Source organism: Gordonia sp. JH63, assembly GCF_009856645.1.
GTDB lineage: Bacteria > Actinomycetota > Actinomycetes > Mycobacteriales > Mycobacteriaceae > Gordonia > Gordonia hongkongensis.
This window is the reverse complement of sequence record NZ_CP047235.1, coordinates 349,181-368,979: the sequence shown is the minus strand read 5'-3', so window position 1 is coordinate 368,979 and position 19,799 is coordinate 349,181. Positions and strand designations below refer to the sequence as shown.

General features: G+C 68.5%; 11 protein-coding genes. 5 read left to right on the top strand and 6 right to left on the bottom strand.

Annotation, left to right across the window (positions count from 1 at the left end; all coding sequences use genetic code 11):
• Position 1 precedes the first annotated feature (1 nt).
• Complete coding sequence (locus GR168_RS01585; RefSeq protein ID WP_159371783.1) at positions 2-781, top strand: MBL fold metallo-hydrolase; 780 nt, start codon at positions 2-4, stop codon at positions 779-781.
• Between the two features lie 24 nt (positions 782-805).
• On the opposite strand, the gene GR168_RS01580 is transcribed toward GR168_RS01585, so the two are convergent.
• Entirely contained in the window at positions 806-1,483 is a 678-nt protein-coding gene (locus GR168_RS01580) for a nitroreductase (protein WP_159369834.1), read from the bottom strand.
• A gap of 325 nt (positions 1,484-1,808) precedes the next feature.
• On the opposite strand from GR168_RS01580, the gene GR168_RS01575 reads away from it, so the two are divergent.
• The gene (locus GR168_RS01575; RefSeq protein ID WP_159369833.1) at positions 1,809-4,412 is read left to right on the top strand and encodes an AMP-binding protein; all 2,604 of its coding nucleotides are present in this window, start codon (positions 1,809-1,811) and stop codon (positions 4,410-4,412) included.
• A 194-nt stretch (positions 4,413-4,606) separates the two neighbouring features.
• On the opposite strand, the gene GR168_RS01570 is transcribed toward GR168_RS01575, so the two are convergent.
• The 4 genes from GR168_RS01570 to aroQ form a co-directional block, all read right to left on the bottom strand.
• Positions 4,607-4,924 (bottom strand): metalloregulator ArsR/SmtB family transcription factor, encoded by a 318-nt coding sequence (locus GR168_RS01570; RefSeq protein WP_068971647.1) that lies wholly within the window; start codon positions 4,922-4,924, stop codon positions 4,607-4,609.
• Positions 4,917-5,399: an SRPBCC domain-containing protein gene (locus GR168_RS01565; RefSeq protein WP_159369832.1), complete on the bottom strand. Its 483-nt coding sequence runs from the start codon at positions 5,397-5,399 to the stop codon at positions 4,917-4,919. The genes GR168_RS01570 and GR168_RS01565 overlap by 8 nt, the downstream gene beginning before the upstream one ends.
• A gap of 136 nt (positions 5,400-5,535) precedes the next feature.
• Positions 5,536-6,786: a DUF3500 domain-containing protein gene (locus GR168_RS01560; RefSeq protein WP_159369831.1), complete on the bottom strand. Its 1,251-nt coding sequence runs from the start codon at positions 6,784-6,786 to the stop codon at positions 5,536-5,538.
• Between the two features lie 77 nt (positions 6,787-6,863).
• Positions 6,864-7,322 (bottom strand): type II 3-dehydroquinate dehydratase, encoded by a 459-nt coding sequence (gene aroQ / locus GR168_RS01555; RefSeq protein ID WP_159369830.1) that lies wholly within the window; start codon positions 7,320-7,322, stop codon positions 6,864-6,866.
• Positions 7,323-7,456: 134 nt separating this feature from the next.
• Here aroQ and GR168_RS01550 point away from each other — a divergent pair, with 134 nt between their 5' ends.
• Positions 7,457-10,885 carry an arabinosyltransferase domain-containing protein gene (locus GR168_RS01550; RefSeq protein ID WP_159369829.1) on the top strand — a complete coding sequence of 1,143 codons (3,429 nt, stop codon included), beginning with the start codon at positions 7,457-7,459 and terminating at the stop codon, positions 10,883-10,885.
• Positions 10,886-10,940: 55 nt separating this feature from the next.
• Here the strand turns inward: GR168_RS01550 and GR168_RS01545 are convergent, their stop codons facing one another.
• A complete protein-coding gene (locus GR168_RS01545) occupies positions 10,941-12,647 on the bottom strand; it encodes an HNH endonuclease signature motif containing protein (protein ID WP_159369828.1) in 1,707 nt (568 codons plus the stop codon).
• A 456-nt stretch (positions 12,648-13,103) separates the two neighbouring features.
• Between GR168_RS01545 and GR168_RS01540 the strand changes: the two genes are divergently transcribed.
• Together GR168_RS01540 and GR168_RS01535 are read left to right on the top strand one after the other, a co-directional pair.
• Complete coding sequence (locus GR168_RS01540; protein WP_203235882.1) at positions 13,104-16,484, top strand: arabinosyltransferase domain-containing protein; 3,381 nt, start codon at positions 13,104-13,106, stop codon at positions 16,482-16,484.
• Complete coding sequence (locus tag GR168_RS01535) at positions 16,477-19,788, top strand: arabinosyltransferase domain-containing protein (protein WP_159369827.1); 3,312 nt, start codon at positions 16,477-16,479, stop codon at positions 19,786-19,788. The genes GR168_RS01540 and GR168_RS01535 overlap by 8 nt, the downstream gene beginning before the upstream one ends.
• The last annotated feature ends 11 nt before the right edge of the window (positions 19,789-19,799 follow it).

Below are 19,799 nucleotides of genomic sequence, written 5' to 3'. Positions count from 1 at the left end.
GATGCGACTCCCGTTCCGTACCGCGCGACCGATGACGATCACCCGGGTCGACGGCGATTCGTCGACAACGCATTTCGTCTCCACCGACGTCGTGAACTGGGTGCTGCTGGAGCAGGACGGCGAGCTGACGCTCATCGACGGCGGTTATCCGGGCCAGGCCGCCCAGGTCGTCGAGTCCATCGAACGGATCGGCCGCAAGCCCGAGGACGTACGTGGCGCGCTCCTCACCCATGCCCACGTCGACCACCTGGGTGGTCTCGTCAAGCTGCAGGCGCAGTACGGGTTCGACGTCTACATGGACCCGGTCGAGGTGGATCACGCGCTGCGCCATCACCTCCAGCAGGCGAACGCGCTCGATCTCGCCCCGCAGGTGGCGAATCCCCGCCTGTGGGCGTGGCTGGCCAAGACCACTCCGCTCGGCGTCCTCAGCCGCGCGGGTCTCGCGCGGGCGTCGGGGTTCTCCACCGATGGGCACCGACCGCTCGACCTCCCGGGCGCACCGGTCCCCGTGGCGAGCCCCGGCCACACCGACGGCCACAGCGCCTACCTCGTCGCCGACGGCCGCGCCCTGGTGTCCGGCGACGCACTGGTGAGCGGACACGAGATCTCGTCGATCACCGGCCCGCAGTGCATCCCGTCGCTCTTCCAACACGACGAACCCACCGCGCGACGCAGCGTCCAACGGTTCACCGAGCTCGACGCCGACATCATGCTCCCGGGCCACGGCCCGATTCATCACGGCGGCGTGGCCGCGGCCGCGCGTGCGGCGCTGTCACGCTGAGCCCCGGCAGGATCAGCGTCACCGCTACTCGAAGCCGACGAACGTCGCGGCCTCGGCGACCGACTTGCGTTCGGAGACCACCGCATTGGCCGGGAAGGTCTCATCCGGCCAGCCGAGCGCGATGCTCTTCATGATCACCTGATCGTCGGGGATCCCGGCGTGCTCGCGAACCACGGGCGACTGCATGATGCCCTGGCTGTTGATGACCGCGCCGAGACCGCGCGACCAGGCGGCGTTGACCAGCGCATTCGAGACCGCGCCGCAATCGAACGGGGTGTCGTCGCTGCCGTCGAGGATGCGGTCGTAGGTCACGATCACGCAGACCGGGGCGTCGAACTGACGGAACCCCCGCAGCACCCAGTCCTGCCGCATCTCCATGTCCTCACGGGCGATGCCCATCGCGCCGAACAGTTGCTTCGCCACCTGGACCTGACGGTCGCGGTGCGTCCCGGTGAACTTCTCCGCGCCCGTCCGGAACTCTCGCGAATGGGGAACGCCGGCCAGGTTGCGCTCGGTGTTGCCCGCGCGGATGCGATCCAACGGTTCGCCCGTGATCACGTGGAAGTTCCACGGTTGTGTGTTCATCGACGACGGGGCTCGCATGGCGAGGGTGAGGATCTCCTCGATGAGCTCGCGAGGCACGGGGTGGGAGGTGAACCCGCGGGTGCTGCGACGTCCCAGAACCACTTCGTCGTACTGCATCGTCGATCTCTCCTCGCACGCCTCGAACACCCGTCGTCGCGGACGGCGATGCAGGACCACACCGTCCGACGACCGGTGAACACGTTACCGCCGACCGGCCGGATGTCTCCGCTTCCGGTGTCATGCCCGGCCGACCAGGCCGCTTCCGTACTCCCACCCGCTCCGATCGTGCTCCTTCGCGCGACTAAGGGTAGGTTTGCCAGGCAAGCTGTCGGGACCGGAGGAGGGGCCGAGTCCCGCGCGGCGTGGCACCGTTGCCCGGGCTCGAGTTCGCCTGGCCCGTCCATGACCGTCGACGTTTCCCGCTCCGCGGAAGTTTGAGGACATGAACAGCCATAACCCTCCCGAAGCCCGGGTGACTCCCACCGGCGCCACGGTCGTCACCGACCTTCCGGGCGTCGACGCCGCCGACACCGCCGCGGCCCGATGGCGAGCCGTCGCCGCGGTACGTGGTGAGGCCGTCGCACTCCAGACCCCCGAGCAGTCGATCACGTTCGCCGACGCCGCCTCCCGGGTCGACGACCTCGCGCGCACGATCGTCGCCACCACCGATCCGGACCGACCCGTCGCGGTGGAGATCGAATCCGACATCGACTCGGTGATCGGGATGCTGGCGGTGCTGTGTTCGGGACGCCCCCTCGTCCTTCTCGACCCGTTCCTGCCGCCGGACCGACGCGAGGTCGTGCTGGAACGGTCCGGTGCCCATGTCCTGGACACCGCAGCCGATGCCCGAGAACCAGGTCAGACGCGTATCGCGGACCAGCCCGGCCCCGACGATCCGGCGGTCCTGCTGTTCACCTCGGGCTCGACCGGCACCCCCAAAGGCGTGGTGCTGGCGCAGAAGATGCCGGTCAACCACGCCCGGGACGGCCGTCGCTTCCTCGGCATGCGACCCGACGACCGCGCCGTCGTCCTACTGCCCCTCAGCTTCGGCGGCGGCCTCGACGCGCTCGCGATGAGCTTGCTCAACGGGTCGACCATGCTGCTCTGGGATGTCCGCCGCCGCACCACGACCGGGCTCCGGGACTGGCTCGTCGCACAGGAGGCGACCACCGCACACTGCACCCCGTCGCTGCTGCGATCCTGGCTGGGAGAGCTGTCGGCCGACGACGCCGTCGATTCACTGCGACTGCTGTCCACCTGCGGTGAGCCGACGCACCGCGCCGACATCCAGCTGGCCCGCGACACGATCCTGACCGACGGGGTGTTCTGCTGCTGGGCAGGCGCATCGGAGGTCGGCAACCTGGCCTTCAACCTGTTCCCGCCCGAGCGGGACGTCGAGCCCGGCGCCGTCCCCGTGGGCGTGCCGGCGTCAGACAAGCACGTTCGGATCGTCGACGCGGACGGCAACGATCTGCCGGTCGGCAGCACGGGCGAGGTCATCGTCGAATCCGCCCATGTAGCGTCCGGTTACCACCAGGATCCGGAGCTGACGGCGACGCGCTTCATCGTGTTGCACGACGGCCGGACACGTTATCGCACCGGCGATCTCGGACGCTTCGACGAGTCCGGCGAACTCGCGCTCCTCGGACGCAGTGATGACGCGATCAAGATCCGCGGGTACCTCGTCGAACCGCTCGAGGTGGAAGCCGCCATCCGCGCGCTGCCCTGGACCACCGACGCGGTCGTCACCGCCAACCGCGACGAGGCACGGCTCACCGCCCACGTCGCCGTGGACCCCGAGAAGTGGTCACCCTCCCCGGCCGAGATCCGGCAGGAGCTCGGGAAGACGTTGACCCCGTGGATGATTCCGCGCGACATCATCGTGCTCGCCGAACTCCCGCGCAACGAACGCGGCAAGGTGGACCGGGCGGCCCTGCCGCCTCCGCCCGCACGTCCGGATCACGAACCGCCCCGTGGGATGACCGAGATGGCGCTGCACCGGTTCTGGTGCCAGATCCTCGGCCTCGAATCCATCGGCCGGAACGAGGATTTCGTCGAACTCGGCGGCGACTCGCTGGCCGCCGCGAAGATGCTGGCCGAGGTGCAGCATCACCTCCAACTGGACGTCAACACCGCGATGCTCGCCGAGGCGCCGACCATCGCGCTGTTCGCCCAGCGCATCGAGTCGGCCGCGAAGGAGCGGTCGGCGAACGCGTCGGGGGCCACCCTCATCCCGCTGCGGCAGGGCACGGGCCGGCCGATCTTCCTGGTGGCCGGCGCCGGCAGCCTGGCGACCAGTCTCACGCCCGTCGTCCGAGCACTGCAGACCGAGCGGCCGGTCTACGCGATCCAGTCGCGTGGCGTCGAAAAGCGCGGCCGCGCTGATCATTCCGTGCGCGCCGCGGCACGACGCGCGATCGCCGACATGCGATCGGTGCAACCACACGGTCCGTACCAGGTCGGCGGCTACTCGCTGGGCGGGTTCGTCGCGATGGAGGTCGCGGCGCAGCTGACCAAGGCAGGCGAGAACTGCGATCCAGTCGTCGTTCTGGACTCGCTCTTCGACCCGGCACTCGCCAAGCGTGTTCGTGGCGAGAAGGTCGGGATCGTCGGACGCCTGCGTGCGCTGCGCGGCGGTGCCCGCGACACCGCCCTGCCCGACCGCACCGGGGACGACCCCACGCCCGCCCGCGAACCACTCCCCCAGCGAATCGTGAAGGAGCTCGCGCTGGCCGTCCTCGTCCCCACTGCCGGGATGGTCGAGCTCCCGACGCCGGTGCAGTGGATCGTGTTCTTCCGGTTGGGCACCAGGATGATCCGCCGGTACCGACCCCGGGAGTACGCGGGTCCCGTAGGCGTCATCCGCGCCCGCACCAATCCCGACGACCCGGACCTGTGGCGGCGGATGTCAACCGGCGAAGTGACCTTTCACGACGTCTCCGGCGACCACATCTCGATGATCCGCGCACCCCACGCCGCCGACACCGCCAGGGCGATCGACGAGGTGATCAGCTCCGCTGCTCCCTCCGCTACAGCCGCCCCGTGAGGAGCCCTGCGCTCTCTGAGCTGAGGGAGCGAGTCGACGCCCCCTCTGCTCCCTGAGGAGCGAACTTGCGAGCGTCACGAAGGGTCTGGCGAGTCGTCTCACCAGGACCCTTCGAGGCTCGTCGCTATCGCTCCTCGCACCTCAGGGAGCAATGGGTGTCGCTTCTTTCGGATCATGGAGGGTTGTCGTGCGGCTCAGCCCTCCTCGGCGCGGAGTTTGATGTCGGCCAGACGGCGATCCCAACCACGGCCGATGGTGTCGAGCCGATGCGCAACCCGCGACAGCTGTGCCCCCACGGCTTCGTAACGGATCTCGCGGCCGACACGTGAGGACGTCACCAGTCCCGCCTCGGTGAGGACCCGAAGGTGTTTCGCGATCGCCTGCCTGCTGATCGGGAGTTCGGCCGCGAGATGTGATGCGGACGCGGGTTCCGAACCCAGTCGCGTGAGGATCTGCCATCGGCTCTCGTCGGACAGCGCGGCGAAGACCTCGACGGGAGCGACGTCAGGCATGCACGCCGCCGAGATGTGTTCGGGCCAGCTCGAGTTCGATGGTCCATCCCTCGTTGTTGCCGTCGAACCGTGCGCGTCGCTCCGCTTCCGTTCCCGGCAGCGACGCGAAGCCGGACTCCACGACCTTGAGGTGCACGCCGGAGTCCGCCGGCGTGATCCAGAACTCGACGAGCGTCGAATCCGATTGCGGATCAGCGGCATCGGCGAGCCATCGAAACGCCGCGTATCGCGGCTCGTCGAGTTCGACGGTGCGGAACGTGAAGGCGCCGTGGACCGGGTCGTGGATGGTCGACAGGTCGCCGTCGCGTTCGATCCGGTGCTCGGTGATCGCCTTGTCGTTGATGAACCATCCCGGTTCGCTGACCAGAGACCAGACCCGGTCGGCGGGTGCGTCGATCGCGATCTCGCGCTCGATCCGGTCGAATTCTCCTGTCGCCGAATCGGTCACGTCATGTGTGTTTGTGTTCTCGCTCATCGATATTCCCTCGCCTAAGTTGATTGCTGCAACTCCATAGTTGCAGTAATCCGGAGGTTCTGCAACCCTACGGTTGCGCTAGTCGATGAGTTCGGGACTCGCGAGTCGCGTGACGGCGGCTGCCCGAGGCTGACAACTAACCACTGGCGGGGCGAGATCCAGCCGGAGCCTGCCCGCCGGGACCGCCCGCTCCTCCGGCCATGCCGGTGGCGGCTTGCTGGGTCACGCTGCCGGCGTAGTCGTTGCCGGGATCGCGATAAATCGTATGGACGTGTCCCCAGCCCGACGTCGTCACGCCCTCGACATCGGCACCGGCGGAACCCTGCTGCGCGGCGAATTCGATGTACACGTCGGGGCCGGAGATCTGGAAGTAGATACCGTCACCCTGTGTCATGTCGTAGACGGTGGCTCCCGACCAGTTGATGTAGGTCTCGTCGAGCGTCGCTTCGATCTCGGCGAGCGCCTCGGAGGTGGTCTCCTCGTCGGACAGGCCCACCCAGTTCGCGATGACGTCGAGCAGTAGCTTCTTCTGCTCATCGGTCAGATCAGCGCCCGAAATTCCTGTCCCCGTGGGGTAATCACAAGTGCTTCCGGGAGCGCACACCATGTTCGCGACGGTCGACCCCTGGTACAGGGTTGCCTTTTGTTCGTCGGTCAGGCTGTCGTAGAACGAGAACGCCGTGGTGTAGATGCCGTCGAACGGTTGGACCTCGTTGCCGTCGGAATCGGTGTACACCGCCGGCTGAATTCCCAGATGCGTGGGAGCGAAGGTGATCTCATCGGCCGCACCATCGAGTGTGGCGTTGATGCCGAGATGGTGCCCGCCGAACTGGATCTCCCAGGCACTCGAATCAGACGGATCGCCGAAGAAGGCGATGTAGTACTGGCCGAGCGACTCCTCCGTCGAACTGCTCTTCTCATGAAGATATTCGTCACCGCCCATGATTCCGGTGACGGTGGCGTAGCCCTCGTCGCTGAGGAGCGCTTCCAGGACCTTCATCGCGGCGGCCCGCTGCTCGTCGGACAGATCTGCGAGGTTCACCCCGGCGCGGTCGACGAAGGTGACCGGGAAGTTCGACCACGACGTCGTCTTGGTCTCGTCGTCGTAGTCGTAGGTGACCTGCTCGCGTTGTTCATCGGACAGGGTGGCCAGGAACGCCTGAGCGGCTTCGGCGGACGACGAGATCGTGGTGGCGGTGGTTGACGCGTCTTCGGTGGTGATCGAGGAGGACACGGACGAAGACGCAGAGGTCGTGGCCGATGACGTGCTGGGAGCGTCGGTGGTGCAGCCACCGAGGAGCAGGCCCCCGGCCAGCAGCGCCGACACGATGGCTACGTGCACGCGGCGAGAAGAGGCAGAGGCAGAGGCAGAGGTTCGCTTGTGCATACGACGAAAGCTATCGGCCCCCACTGCTCCCTCCCTGGGAGAAACCTGGACGGTTCCTGGGAACCGTGCCGCTCTGGTCAGCCGATCAGATCGACGAGCCGGCGAACCGCGAATTCGTAACCGCGGATGCCGAAACCGGCGATGACCCCGGCGGCGATCGGTGACACATAGGAGTGATGCCGGAATGCCTCGCGCCGATGGACGTTGCTGATGTGCACCTCGAGGATCGGGACATCGGGGACGACGAGCGCATCGGCGAGGGCGACCGAGGTGTGGGTCCATCCCCCGGGGTTGATGACGATGCCGCTGATCTCGCCGACGGATTCGTGGATCCAGTCGAGCATCTGCCCCTCGTGATTGGTCTGCGCCGCGCGCACCCCGAAACCGAGCTCGGCAGCGGTGCGCTCGGCCAGGTCCACCACGTCGGCCAGGGTGTCCGAGCCGTACACGGCTGGCTCCCGGGTGCCGAGGGTGTTCAGGTTGGGGCCGTTGAGCAGCAGGATCGGCAGACGGTCGGGCACCTCGGCGTCGGACATGGCGTTCACCTTACTGGCCCTGACCTGGCGATCGGCGTTCCTGCGTCACCGCGGAGCGACCGTGAACACCCGCCCGTCGTGCCCGCACCGCCGCCGGCAGGGGCGAGACGTCCCAACGGTTACCATCTCTCTTTGTGCCAGCGCAGACCGTTCGACGAGCGAGAATCGTCGCCATCGTCACCGGTCTGCTCGGATTCCTGCTCGCACTCGCGACTCCCCTCATGCCGGTGTCGCAGCGAACGGCCGAGATCGACTGGCCGCAGAACGGTCAGATCGGTTCGGTGTCGGCCCCGCTGATCGGCTACACGCCGGTCGACCTCAATGTCTCGATTCCCTGCACTGCCGTGAACGACCTGCCGCCCGGCGGATCGGTGCTGCTGTCGACGACTCCCAAGCAGGCACCGAAGTCCGGTGAGCGCGGCCTGTTCATCCGCAAGACCGGTGCTGCCGATGCGCCCCTGGACCGGCAGGGCGTCGAGGTGGTCATCCGCAACGTCTCGCTGGTGTCGGCGACGCTGCAGGACATGCGCGACCAGGGGTGCCGCGAGATCGTCGTGCACGCCGATTCCGACGCGGTGACCGCCGAGTTCATCGGCATGACGAGCGGCACCCGGAACGAGGACGGCGAGGACGAGCCACTCGCCGGCACGACCGAGGACACAGAGGCCTTCAAGTACTCGTCCGACCAGCGCCCCCAGGTGACCGGCCTCTTCACCGATCTCACCGGGCCGGCGGCCGACATCGCGGGGCTCGACGCCCACGTCACCATCGATTCGCGCTACAACACCGCGCCGACCATCTCGAAGTGGCTGGTCGTGATCGTCGGAGTGGCGTCGACGCTACTGGCTCTGTCCGCTCTGGCAGCGCTGGACTCAACCGACGGCCGACGGCATCGTCGGATCTTCCCGGCACGGTGGTGGCGGCTCAATGCGCGCGACTACGTGGTGATCGGCGCGCTGATCGTGTGGCACATGATCGGGCCCAACACCTCCGACGACGGTTACCTCCTGACCATGTCGAGGGTGGCCCAGGACAGCGACTACACCGCGAACTACTTCCGCTGGTACGGCGCACCCGAGGCGCCGTTCGGCTGGTACTACCAGGTCTTCGGACTGCTCAGCCACATCTCGGTGGCGAGTCCGTGGATGCGTCTGCCCGCACTGTTGTGCGGAATCCTGGTGTGGCTCATCGTCAGTCACGAGGTTCTGCCCCGCCTGGGACGTGCCGCGCTGACCCGCCCGATGGTCGCCTGGACGGCGGCGTTCGCGTTCCTGGCGTGCTGGTTCCCCTTCAACAACGGCCTGCGGCCCGAACCGATCATCTGCCTGGGCGCCCTGCTGACCTGGTGTTCGGTCGAACGGGCCATCGCCACCGGTCGCATGCTGCCGGCCGCCGTCGCGTGCCTGATCGGAGCGTTCAGCATCGCCGCCGGCCCGACGGGCCTGCTCGCGGTGGCGGCACTGATCGCCGGCGCACGCCCGATGATCATGGCGCTCATCAAGCGAGCCCGCGTCGTCGCCGAACTGTCCTCCGCCGACACCGAATCCGCGGGATCGGCATCCGGCGATCCCGAGACCGCCGACCGCGATCGCAAGCGCTCGCTGCGATGGTCGTTCGTGGCGCTCATCGCGCCGATCCTCGCGGCCGGCACCTTCGTCGTCTTCGTCGTGTTCTCGAACCTGACCCTGCGGTCGTTCGTCGAGGCGTCGAGTATGAAGTCGGCGCTCGGGCCGTCGATGAGCTGGTACAACGAGATCGGTCGCTACTCGGCGCTCTTCGCCTTCTCCGCCGACGGTTCCATCGCCCGTCGGTTCGCGGTACTGGCCATGATCCTGGGGCTGGTCGTCTCGGCGGCAGTGCTGGTCCGCAAGAACCGTATCCCGGGGACCGCCATCGGCCCGACCCGCCGCATCGTCGCGATCACCTTCGCATCGCTGGTGTTCCTCATGTTCACCCCCACCAAATGGACCCACCACTTCGGCGTCTTCGCCGGTATCGCGGCCGCCCTCGCCGCGATCGCGGCCATCGCCGCCAGCCAGCAGTCCATGCATTCGAGGCGAAACCGCACCCTGTTCTGCGCGCTCGTCCTGTTCATCGGCGGTCTCGCCTTCACCGCGCCGAACTCGTACTACTACTACTCCGCGTGGGGCATGCCGTGGGGCGTCGAGCAGGTCAAGATCGGCGGCATCATGCTCGGCAGCGTGCTGCTCTACGCCGCGCTCGCCCTGCTGCTGGTCGCGCTATGGTTCCACTTCCGCGAGCCGTTCACCGGGACCGATCCGCACGTCGAGGAATCCACCGGCGCCGACGCCGCGCATCAGCGGTGGTACCGACGACTGGTCGCCTCGATGGCGGCCGCCCCGCTGGCCTTTCTGGCGATGGCGGTGGTCGTCTTCCAGATCGTCACCGCGGTCTTCGCCGGCATCCACCAGAGCTCGTCGTACTCGGTACCCCGGTCCAACTTCGCCGCCGTCGCCGGCAACCCGTGCGGGATGGCCGACAAGGTCTGGGTGGAGTCCGACCCCGACCGCGACATGCTCCGCCCGGTCGACCCGACGCTGCCCAACCCTCTCGGCGGACCACCGCCCGCACCGGGCAGCGTGCCGTCCACCTCGGGATTCTTCCCCAACGGTGTGCCGACAGCACTCGAGTCGACGGCCAGCGAGGGGTCGCTGGGTGTCCTGTCCGGCGACGTCTGGCAGTCCCCCGACATCGTCAACTCCAACCCCGGCGGTACCGGCGGCGGCGAGATCGCCGAACCCGGGATCAACGGCAGTACCGCGGCGCTCCCGTTCTTCCTCGATCCCGCCTCGACGCCGGTCATGGGCAGCTACTCCAAGCTCGACCAGGTCCCGGCCCGCCTCACCTCCGGGTGGTACGCGCTGCCGCCGGATTGGCGGGACCGCCCGCTGCTCACGATGTCGGTGGCCGGTGAGTACGACAACCCGAACGTGATGCTCGAGTACACCGCGGACCCGATCGGTCCCGACACCGGCGATGCCGACCTCGAGGCCGCCGGCGACACCGAACTGATCGATCCCGGTCCACGGCCGTCGTGGCGCAACCTGCGCTACAACACCGACGAGTTGCCGTCCGACACCACCGCCGTGCGGATCGTCGCGACCGACGACAACCTCGCCGAGGACCGGTTCATCGTGCTCACCCCGCCGCGGGTCCCGCAGATGGACACCCTGCAGGACGTGGTCGGCAGCACCGATCCGGCCCACATCGACTGGACTTCGGGCCTGGCGTTCCCGTGCCAGCGCCCGTTCACCCACGACGTCGGGGTCGCGGAGATCCCGAAGTGGCGCATCAAGCCGGGCTCAGACCTGGCAGCCGCGGTGTCGGCGTGGCAGAACCGCTTCGGCGGCGGTCCGCTCGGCTGGCTCGAGGTCTCCCAGCAGGCGACGGCGCTGCCGACCTATCTGATGGCCGACATCGGACGCGACTGGGGCGCCCTCGAACGCTACGAGCCATACGGCGACGTCGACACGCTCGCCGAGATCGAGACCGGCACCGCCACCCGCAGCGGACTGTGGAGTCCCGCGCCGTTGCGGCACTGACGGTTAGGCGGCCCGGTCGCCGCGGTGGTAGTCGGCGAGGCGATCTGCTTTGCCGTCACCGGTGGTCGGTGAGTATGCGTGCGAGTTCTGCTTCGACCGGGGTCAGCGGTGGGCTGGTGAGGTGCTCCGGCGGTGTTCGCGGATGGACCAGTTCGCGATAAGCGAGTTCGAGACGGAGGCCGCGGTCGCCGTAGCCGACGGCATCGGGGCGCCCGCTGCTCCCTGAGCAGCGCCCGGAGCTTGCGGAGGGCGCGTCACGAAGGGTTGGGCGCGAGTCATCGCCGGACCTGGTGGCAGGTCCGTGGATCTCGTTGCGCACGGTGTTCAGGTGTTCTGCGAACCGCCGGGGTATGTCGGGTCGGCGGTTGAGGCGCTCGGGGTTGGGCGGTGCACCGGGTTCGGCGTTCAACCGCCACAGGCAGCGGCCTTCGTCGGGTCCGGACCGGGCGATGCGGGTGGTGTACTGCCCGGGCTGGTCACCGACCATCCGGTTATGTCGCGGGCAGGCCGGGGCGAGGTCGTCGATGTCGGTGAGACCGCCCTTGGCCCAATCCCTGTGGGCGTGATGCATGTCGACCTGGGTGGCGGGCTGATCACACCCGGGTGCCGAGCACACTTCCCCGTCGGGGCGGGCGAAAGAGACGAGGCGCTGTTCGCGGGTGGCCAGACGTCTGCCGCGCCCGAAGTACAGCGGCACAGTGGTGGCGTCTTTGAAGATCGCCAACCACGGCTGGACGTCACCGGCCATCGCGATCAAGTCCCGGATCGGCAGCAGGGCGCCGGTGGCGGTGGTCGCGAGTCCGGCTTCGCGGACCAGGTCGGAGAGTTCGGCTTTGACGATCAGTTGCACGGGCAGGCCGCGATGCGACGTCCCGAGAGTCCCGTCGGCGAAGCCCGCAGTGAGTGCGGCGTCGAGCGCATCATGATTCGTCTGGGCAAGAGTGCGGCCGTCGCGGTCGGCGGCGGCGGTCAGGGCGTCGGGGTCGGCGGTGGCGGCCGGGCCTTGGGGTGAGGCGGGGTCGTCGGGGTTATTGAGTCCGGGTTTGCCCCACACGGCGAACATCATGGTGAGTCGGGCGGCGAGTGCGGGTGTCAGGGTGCCGGAGATCTTGGCGGTGCCATCGGCGCGTTGCCGACCGATCCACAGGCCGCGGCGTCGTTTCTGGTCGGTGTCGTCGGACAGGGTGCCGTCGGGGTCGAGGTGGGCGAGCAGGCGGGCACCGAGTTGGGTGATCTCAGCGGGGGTGTGGTCGGTGGCGATCTCGGCCATCTGCCGCTCAGCGGCGACCTTGATGTCGTGGTCGACGGCGACCGGGATGCGGTCGAGGACATCCAATGCGGCCTGCACGTGCGCGGTGCCGACCGCGCCTTGTGCGAAAGCTTCCGCGAGGCAGGGGTATTCGGGTGGGAGGACCTCGCCGCCGAGGCTGGTCCGGTGGGCGGTGGCGTCCATCTGCTTACGGCGGCGCATCGGGTTCGAGACTCGTAGCCGATGTGTCATGTACTGCATGAGGGTCCGGCAGCCGGCCTTGCGGGGCAGGTCGCGAGCGACGGCCTGATCGATCTGCCGGTCTCCGGCGACGGTCAGACGTGCGATGGCGCGTTCGGTCTCCGCGGCCACTTCAGCGAGTTCGGCATCGGTACACGGTGACAGATCCACGGTCTGCAACTTGTCGAGGGTGCGGTGGAGATCGGCCACCAACTCAACGGCACGCGGTTGCGGCGCTGTCGAATCGCCACCGACGCGTGTGGTGTCGGACATGACGGTCACCTCCCCCGAGAACCGTTGCTGCGAATGTACGTTCGACTGTACACGAAAGAAGGGTAAACGGCAGCTCGAAATACGTTGTCCAACAGAATCTTTGCTGCGCGGAGTTGCCACCTTGGATTGTCGGTGGTTGCTGGTAGTCTCCGCCTGCGGGCAAGAACTGTGCGGTCTTTGCGGTGTGGGACCCTTCGTGACGCGCCCTCCGCAAGCTCCGGCCGCTCCTCAGGGAGCAGTGGTTGGCCGCGCCCTCCGCAAGCTCCGGCCGCTCCTCAGGGAGCAGTGGTTGGCCGCGCCCTCCGCAAGCTCCGGCCGCTCCTCAGCTCTCGACGCAATGGTTGTGTCGTTCTTTCGGATCAGGGAGCAGGGGTACCGGCGCTCACGCACCTCAACCTTTAGAGCCGCGGGGTGGGCCCTAGGTACCCCGGGGGACGTCGCTTACGATGAGGCACCGTGCCTGTGACAGCCCCGACCTCGCCTGAGGATTCCGCCGAACCGTCCTCGTCGGGGCCGGCATCGTCGGGGCAAGGGACCAGGATCTCCGCGGGCACCGCCCGGTGGATCGCGATCGTGGCGGGGATCGCCGGCATCGTGCTGTGTGCCCTCACCCCGCTGCTGCCGGTCAAGGCCGTCGATGCCGGTTTCGAGTGGCCGGCCGGGCAGGATCTGAACGCCGACACGTCGTCGGTGATGGCGCCGCTCATCGCGCAGACCCCGCAGACCCTCGACGCCCGCATTCCGTGCGCGACGCTGGCGTCGGCACCGGACGGCGTGGTCCTCGCCACGATGCCGACCAATGCACCACGCTCGAAGTCGTCGTCGCTGTGGGTCACCGCCACCGACGCCGCGATCACCGTGACCTTCCGGAACAGTCTCGCCGCGACCGCCTCCCGCGCCGACCTGAGCCGATGCTCGGAACTGCGCATCTTCTCCGCCCCCACCGGCCCGGGTGCGCAGTTCGTCGGGCTCGGCGAGTCGACGACCCTGCCGCCGGACCGCCGCCCGCAGGTCGACGGCATCTTCAGCAACCTCAGCCCGGAACAGGCACGCGACGCCGCTGGTAACGGCCTGCGCGTGCAGGTGGCCATCGACAACCGGTACGAGTCGTCCCCGTCGATCCTCAAGATCATCGTGATGGTGCTCGCCACGCTGTCGGTACTCGTCGCCGTCGTCGCGCTCGGGCTGCTCGACCGCATCGGCGGGTACCACCGGCGGATCGGCGCGCGCACCCGCTCGTGGTGGCATTTACTGAAAGCCCGGGCCAGCGACCTGGTCGTCACCGCGATCCTGCTGATTTGGAGCGTCCTCGGGGCCGGTTCGCCCGACGACGGTTACATCCTCAACATGGGCCGTACCGCCGACGGTTTCGGCTACCTCGCCAACTACTACCGCTTCTACGGCATCCCCGAAGCACCGTTCGACTGGTATTACAGCTTCCTTGCGGCGTGGTCGTCGGTCTCGCCGTCGGTGCTGTGGATGCACATCCCGCAACTCGTCGCCGGCCTCGTCTCGTGGTTCGTCCTGAGCCGGGTGCTGCTGCCACGCCTCGGCCCGGCGGTACGGCGCAGTTCGTGGGCGATCTGGGCGGGCGCCCTGACGTTCACCGCGTTCTGGTTGCCGTTCTGCAGCGGCTTGCGCAGCGAGGGGATCATCGTCCTCGGTTCGCTGCTGACCTGGTGGGCAGCGGAATACGCCATCGCGACCCGCCGGCTCCTGCCGGCGGCGCTGGCCGCCCTCGTCGCGGGCTTCACCCTGGCGCTCGCCCCGCACGGCGTCGTCGGCGTGGCCATCCTGCTGGTGGCGGCCCGCTCACTGCTGCACATCCTCATCGACCGACGGAACCGGATGGACGGATCCCGTTGGGCGGCAACGCTCGCCCTCCTCGCGCCGATCGCCGCCGCAGGCATGGTGGTGCTGATAGTGGTGTTCCGCGATCAGACCCTGGTCACCGTCCTCGAAGCGATCAAGCTGCGCTACTCGGTCGGGCCGGTCATCTCCTGGCACCAGGAGTTCCTGCGGTACTACTTCATCTCGGTCGTGACCGACGACGGCGCCCTCACCCGTCGCGTACCGCTGCTCCTGCTGCTCGCCGGCCTGTTCGTCACGGTCGCGGTCATGTTGCGGCGCACGAGGATTCGCGGAGTCGACCCGGGACCCGTCTGGCGTCTCATCGGCGCCGTCGGGGTCACCCTCCTCCTGTTCGCGTTCACGCCGACCAAGTGGACCATCCAGTTCGGCGTGCTCGCCGGGCTGGCGGCGGCGATCGCGGCGGCGGCCACCGTCGCCGTGGCCCAGTCGGCGGCCCGTTCGGCGCGAAACCTGACGGTCTTCGTCTCCGGACTGTTGTTCGCGATGGCCGCCGCGATGGCCGGTTACAACTCGTGGCCGTTCCTCTACGAGTACGGCATCTCCTGGTTCGACCGCGCCCCCGTCATCGCCGGCTACCAGGCGTCGACGCTGTTCCTCATCCTCGCCGTGCTCGCGGCCGCGGTCGCGGTCTGGCAACACCTGCGGCTGGACTACGTGGCCAATCGCGGTCTCGCACATGCCGACACCGGGCCCGGCGAGACCCGAGCCGATCGCCGACGACTCTTTCTCGCGTCCTCACCACTGGCGGTGATCGCCGGTCTGCTGGTGATCGTGGAGTTGCTGCTGTTCGCCAAAGCCGCGGTGACCCGGTACCCGGCGTCGACCGCACTCGCCGAGAACCTGAAAACGCTGCGCGGCAACAGCTGTGGCCTCGCCGACGATGTCCTCGTCGAACTCGACCCCAACGCCGGCATGCTGACCCCGGCCGACGGCGCCACCACGACGCAGGCGCTGCGCGGTGAGAACCCGGTCGGGTTCTCACCGAACGGGATTCCCGACGACCTCCAGCCCGAGCCGGGTAGCCAGCGCCCCGGACAGATGAACGTGTCGGCGAGTATGGCCCGCCCGTTCGCGATCACCGGCGGGCTGGGCGCCGGGACCACCGGCGGGCGCGGACCGGAAACCGTGAACGGTTCCACCGCCAAGTTGCCGTACGGGCTCGACCCCGCCACCACGCCGGTCCTGGGCAGCTACGGGTATCCGGGCGAGGCCCGGCTCACGACCGGCTGGTACGACCTGCCCGCCGACCGTGCCGCGTCGCCGCTGCTCGTGTTCAGCACCGCGGGCGCCGTCTCGACCATCGACACCTTCGGCGTACGCAACTTCGGGCAGAAGATGGTGGTGCAGTTCGGCCGCCCGGGTGCGGACGGGAACTTCGAACAGGTCGGCCCCGACATCCTGCCCATCGACCCCGGTCCCGTGATCTTGAACATGCCCTGGCGCAACATGCGCGTACCGATGTCGGCCGCCCCGCCGCGTGCGACCGTGATGCGATTGTCGCTGCAGGACAACAACCTCGGCGAGAAGCAGTTCATCGGGATCACCCCGCCGCGCGCACCGCGGTTGCAGACGCTGCAGGCGGTCGTCGGCTCGACGGCACCCACCCTCATCGACTTCGGGGTGGCGTCGCACTTCCCGTGCCAGCGGCCGATGGGTGTGTCCCACGGCGTCGCCCAGGTCCCACAGTGGCGCATCCTGGGTGACTATCCGCTGACCAATTCCCAGTCCAAGACGTGGCAGGCCGGCGTGGACGGGGGACTATTGGGGATCTCGGAGGCCACCACGTCCGCGTCGGCGGTCTCGACGTACCTGCAGGACGACTGGGTGCGCGACTGGGGCGCACTGGAGAAGCTGACCCCGCTCGTGTCCGACGCACCGGACGCGCGGATCGACACGGCACAGACGACGCAATGGGGCTGGTCACGAGCCGGCTCGATCAGGGTGGAGCCCCAATCCGATGAGTGAGTCCCGTACGCCTCGTACGTCCCGTCTGGCGACCACGGTCAACCCGAAGATCGTCGCGACCGTCACCGGTCTGCTCGGATTCCTGTTGGCGATCCTCACCCCGCTGTTGCCGGTGAACCAGTCGACCGCCGAACTGCAGTGGCCGCAGGGCGGCGACGTCTCCGATGTCGCCGCCCCGCTGGTCTCCTTCGTGCCGATCGACATGGAGACGTCGGTTCCGTGTTCACTCGCCACCCGCCTGCCCGACCAGGGCGGAGTACTGCTGTCGACGATCCCCGAAGGCGGCCAGGACGCCGGGGCCCGCGGGCTCTTCGTCCGGGCGACGTCCGACGCACTGACCCTCACCGACCGCAACGTCGCCCTGCTGAACACCGATCGAGCGGCCGCGCAATCGAATCCGAACTGTCGCATCGTCTTCCGGGCCGACGGCGAGGGGGTGAGCGGACGATTCGAGGGCCTGCCCGAACCCGCCGCGGACTCCGGCGCCGCGCACGGCTCTGCGCTGGCCGACCACGAGATGCGTCCCCAGATCGTCGGCGTCTACAGCGATCTGCCCGCCGATGTCTCTCGTGACGGGTTGTCGCTGCGCGCCACCATCGACACCCGCTACGTCAGCACCCCGACCCTGCTGAAGCTCACCGCGATCGTGCTCGGCATCCTCATGACGATCGTCTCGCTGATCGCGCTCGGCATCCTCGACCGCCGGGACGGCCGCAGCCACAAGCGTTTCCTGCCGTCGGGCTGGTTCACGATCCGGCCGCCCGATGTCGCGGTGTTCGCGATTCTCGCCTTCTGGTGGTTCGCGGGCGCCAACACCTCCGACGACGGCTACAACTTCATCGTCGGCCGGATCACCGGAGACGCCGGGTACGCCGACAACTACTTCCGCTACTTCGGTGTGCCGCAGGACCCGTTCGGCTGGCACTTCCAGGTCATCTCGGCCATGACGGACGTGAGCGTCGCGGCACCGTTCATGCGACTACCGGCCTTCCTCCTCGGCTTGCTGGGCTGGTGGCTCATCAGCCGAGAGGTGATCCCGCGCCTGGGCCGCGCGGTGCGGCACAGCACGCCGGCGGCGTGGTCGGCCGCGTTCGTCTTCCTCGCGATCTGGTTGCCGTTCAACAACGGTCTGCGTCCGGAACCGGCCGAGGCCGTCGGCGCTCTGCTCACCTGGTGCTGCGTGGAACGCGCGATCGCGACCCGTCGACTGCTCCCCTACGCCGTCGCGGTGGTCACCGCCGCCTTCACCCTCGCGCTCGCGCCCGGCGGCCTGATGGCGGTCGCCGCACTGCTGGCCGGGATCCGACCGATCGTGAAGACCCTGGTGTCGCGCCGGTCCCGGGACGGCCTGCTGCCGATGCTCGCGCCCATCCTGGCGGCCGGCACCGCGGTACTGTTCCAGATCTTCGCCGATCAGCCGCTCGCCCCGCTCATCGCGGGTAACAAGGTCGCCTCCGACGTCGGCCCGACGCTGGAGTGGTGGCAGGAACCGATCCGGTACTACTACCTGATCCTGCCGACCGCCGACGGCACGCTCGCACGACGCTTCGGCGTGCTGGCGATGATCCTGTGCCTGTTCGTCGTGTTGCTCCGCCTACTTCGGCGGGAGCATCCCAACGGCATTGCGCGCGCACCTATCTGGCGACTGGTCGCCGCCACCCTCGGCACGATGTTCTTCATCGCCTTCACGCCGACCAAGTGGACCCACCACTTCGGTGTGTACGCGGGCATCGCCGCGGGCCTCGCCGCCGCGGCGGGCGCCATGATGGCGCCGGCCGTGCTGCGGTCGCGACGCAATCGCAGCTTCTTCGCCGCCGCGGTGCTCGCGATCACGGGGATCTCCTTCGCCGGCACCAACGGCTGGTGGTTCGTCGGCAGCTACGGCGTCCCGTGGTGGGATCGCCCGCCGACGGTGGGCGGCATCAACATCGCCTGGTTCATCCTCGCCGCCGCGGTCGCCACCGCACTTGCCGGCCTGTGGTTCCACTTCCGCGACGACTTCGTCGACGAACAGACCCGTACGCGCGGGGCCGACAAGTGGTATTCGAAGCTCAAGTTCTCGCCGCTGCCGGTCATCTCCGGGCTGATGGTGCTGTTCATGGTCGCTTCGTTCGCGAAAGGCGCCTACGAGCAACGTGATTCGTGGTCGTGGATGAAGTCGAACGCACGCGCTCTCACCGGGAACTCGTGTGGGCTGGCCAACGACGTCCTCGTCGAGGCCGATCCGACCGCCGGACTGCTGCAGCCCGCGGCCGTCGACGGTCGGCCCGCCCCCGGCATCGCCGCGGCGCTGGCCGGACCGGTCGCGACGGGCTTCTCCCCGAACGGCGTACCCGATCGCCTGTCCGTCGACGCCACCGAGAGCACGGAGTCGTCGACCACCTCCGGCGCGCAGAACAGCGCCCAGACCGGCGCCGGCTCAGACGAATCCGGCGACAGCTCGTCCGCGCAGGGCGGCACCGAGGGTGGTCAGGGTGCACGAGGCGTCAACGGGTCGACGGTGCGTCTGCCGTTCGGCCTGAACCCCGCCCAGACCCCCGTCTTGGGCAGCTACGGCTCGCCGTCGGGTACCGGCTCGCTGACCTCGGACTGGTACCGGCTGCCCGAACGTTCCGACGACACACCGCTGCTGACGATGGCAGTCGCCGGATCGGTCGAGGCGGTCGACGGCATCGGGGTCGTGCACGCCGGCCAGAAGGTCACGATGCAGTTCGGCCGCGTGGAGGCCGACGGGCGGGTAAGCGCGCTCGGCCGGATGTTCCCGATCGACATCGGCGAGAGCCCCACCTGGCGCAACCTGCGGTTCCCGCTCGCCGACGCACCGCCCCGGGCCGATGTCGTCCGGGTCGAGGTCGCCGACACCGCGGCCGCACCGTCGGAATGGGTCGCGGTGACGCCACCGCGGGTCAGCACCCTGGCCACCCTCAACGACGTCGTGGGCCAGACCGACCCGGTCTTCATCGACTGGCTGCCCGGCATGGTCTTCCCGTGCCAGCAGCCGATGAAGGTACGCAACGGCGTCCTCGAGGTACCGCAATGGCGGATCATGCCCGACGCCGAGGCCACCCGGAAGAACAGCCAGACCTGGATGTCGGGCACCGCGGGCGGTCCGCTCGGCATCACCGAGGCGATGCTGCGACCCACCCTGCTGCCGACGTACCTCCGAAACAACTGGGGACGCGACTGGGGCGGCCTGCAGAAGTTCACCGAGATCATCCCGGCTCCGGCTGCGGAACTGGACCTCGGGACGGCTCGTCGTTCAGGGTTGTACGACCCCGCGCCGATGCGCTCCAGCGGGTATTGACCTGGTCTCTG

Coding starts and splice junctions, on each gene's coding strand:
- GR168_RS01585 (WP_159371783.1), top strand. CDS start 2: ATGCGACTCCCGTTCCGTACCGCGCGACCGATGACGATCACCCGGGTC.
- GR168_RS01580 (WP_159369834.1), bottom strand. CDS start 1,483: ATGCAGTACGACGAAGTGGTTCTGGGACGTCGCAGCACCCGCGGGTTC.
- GR168_RS01575 (WP_159369833.1), top strand. CDS start 1,809: ATGAACAGCCATAACCCTCCCGAAGCCCGGGTGACTCCCACCGGCGCC.
- GR168_RS01570 (WP_068971647.1), bottom strand. CDS start 4,924: ATGCCTGACGTCGCTCCCGTCGAGGTCTTCGCCGCGCTGTCCGACGAG.
- GR168_RS01565 (WP_159369832.1), bottom strand. CDS start 5,399: ATGAGCGAGAACACAAACACACATGACGTGACCGATTCGGCGACAGGA.
- GR168_RS01560 (WP_159369831.1), bottom strand. CDS start 6,786: ATGCACAAGCGAACCTCTGCCTCTGCCTCTGCCTCTTCTCGCCGCGTG.
- aroQ (WP_159369830.1), bottom strand. CDS start 7,322: ATGTCCGACGCCGAGGTGCCCGACCGTCTGCCGATCCTGCTGCTCAAC.
- GR168_RS01545 (WP_159369828.1), bottom strand. CDS start 12,647: ATGTCCGACACCACACGCGTCGGTGGCGATTCGACAGCGCCGCAACCG.
- GR168_RS01535 (WP_159369827.1), top strand. CDS start 16,477: ATGAGTGAGTCCCGTACGCCTCGTACGTCCCGTCTGGCGACCACGGTC.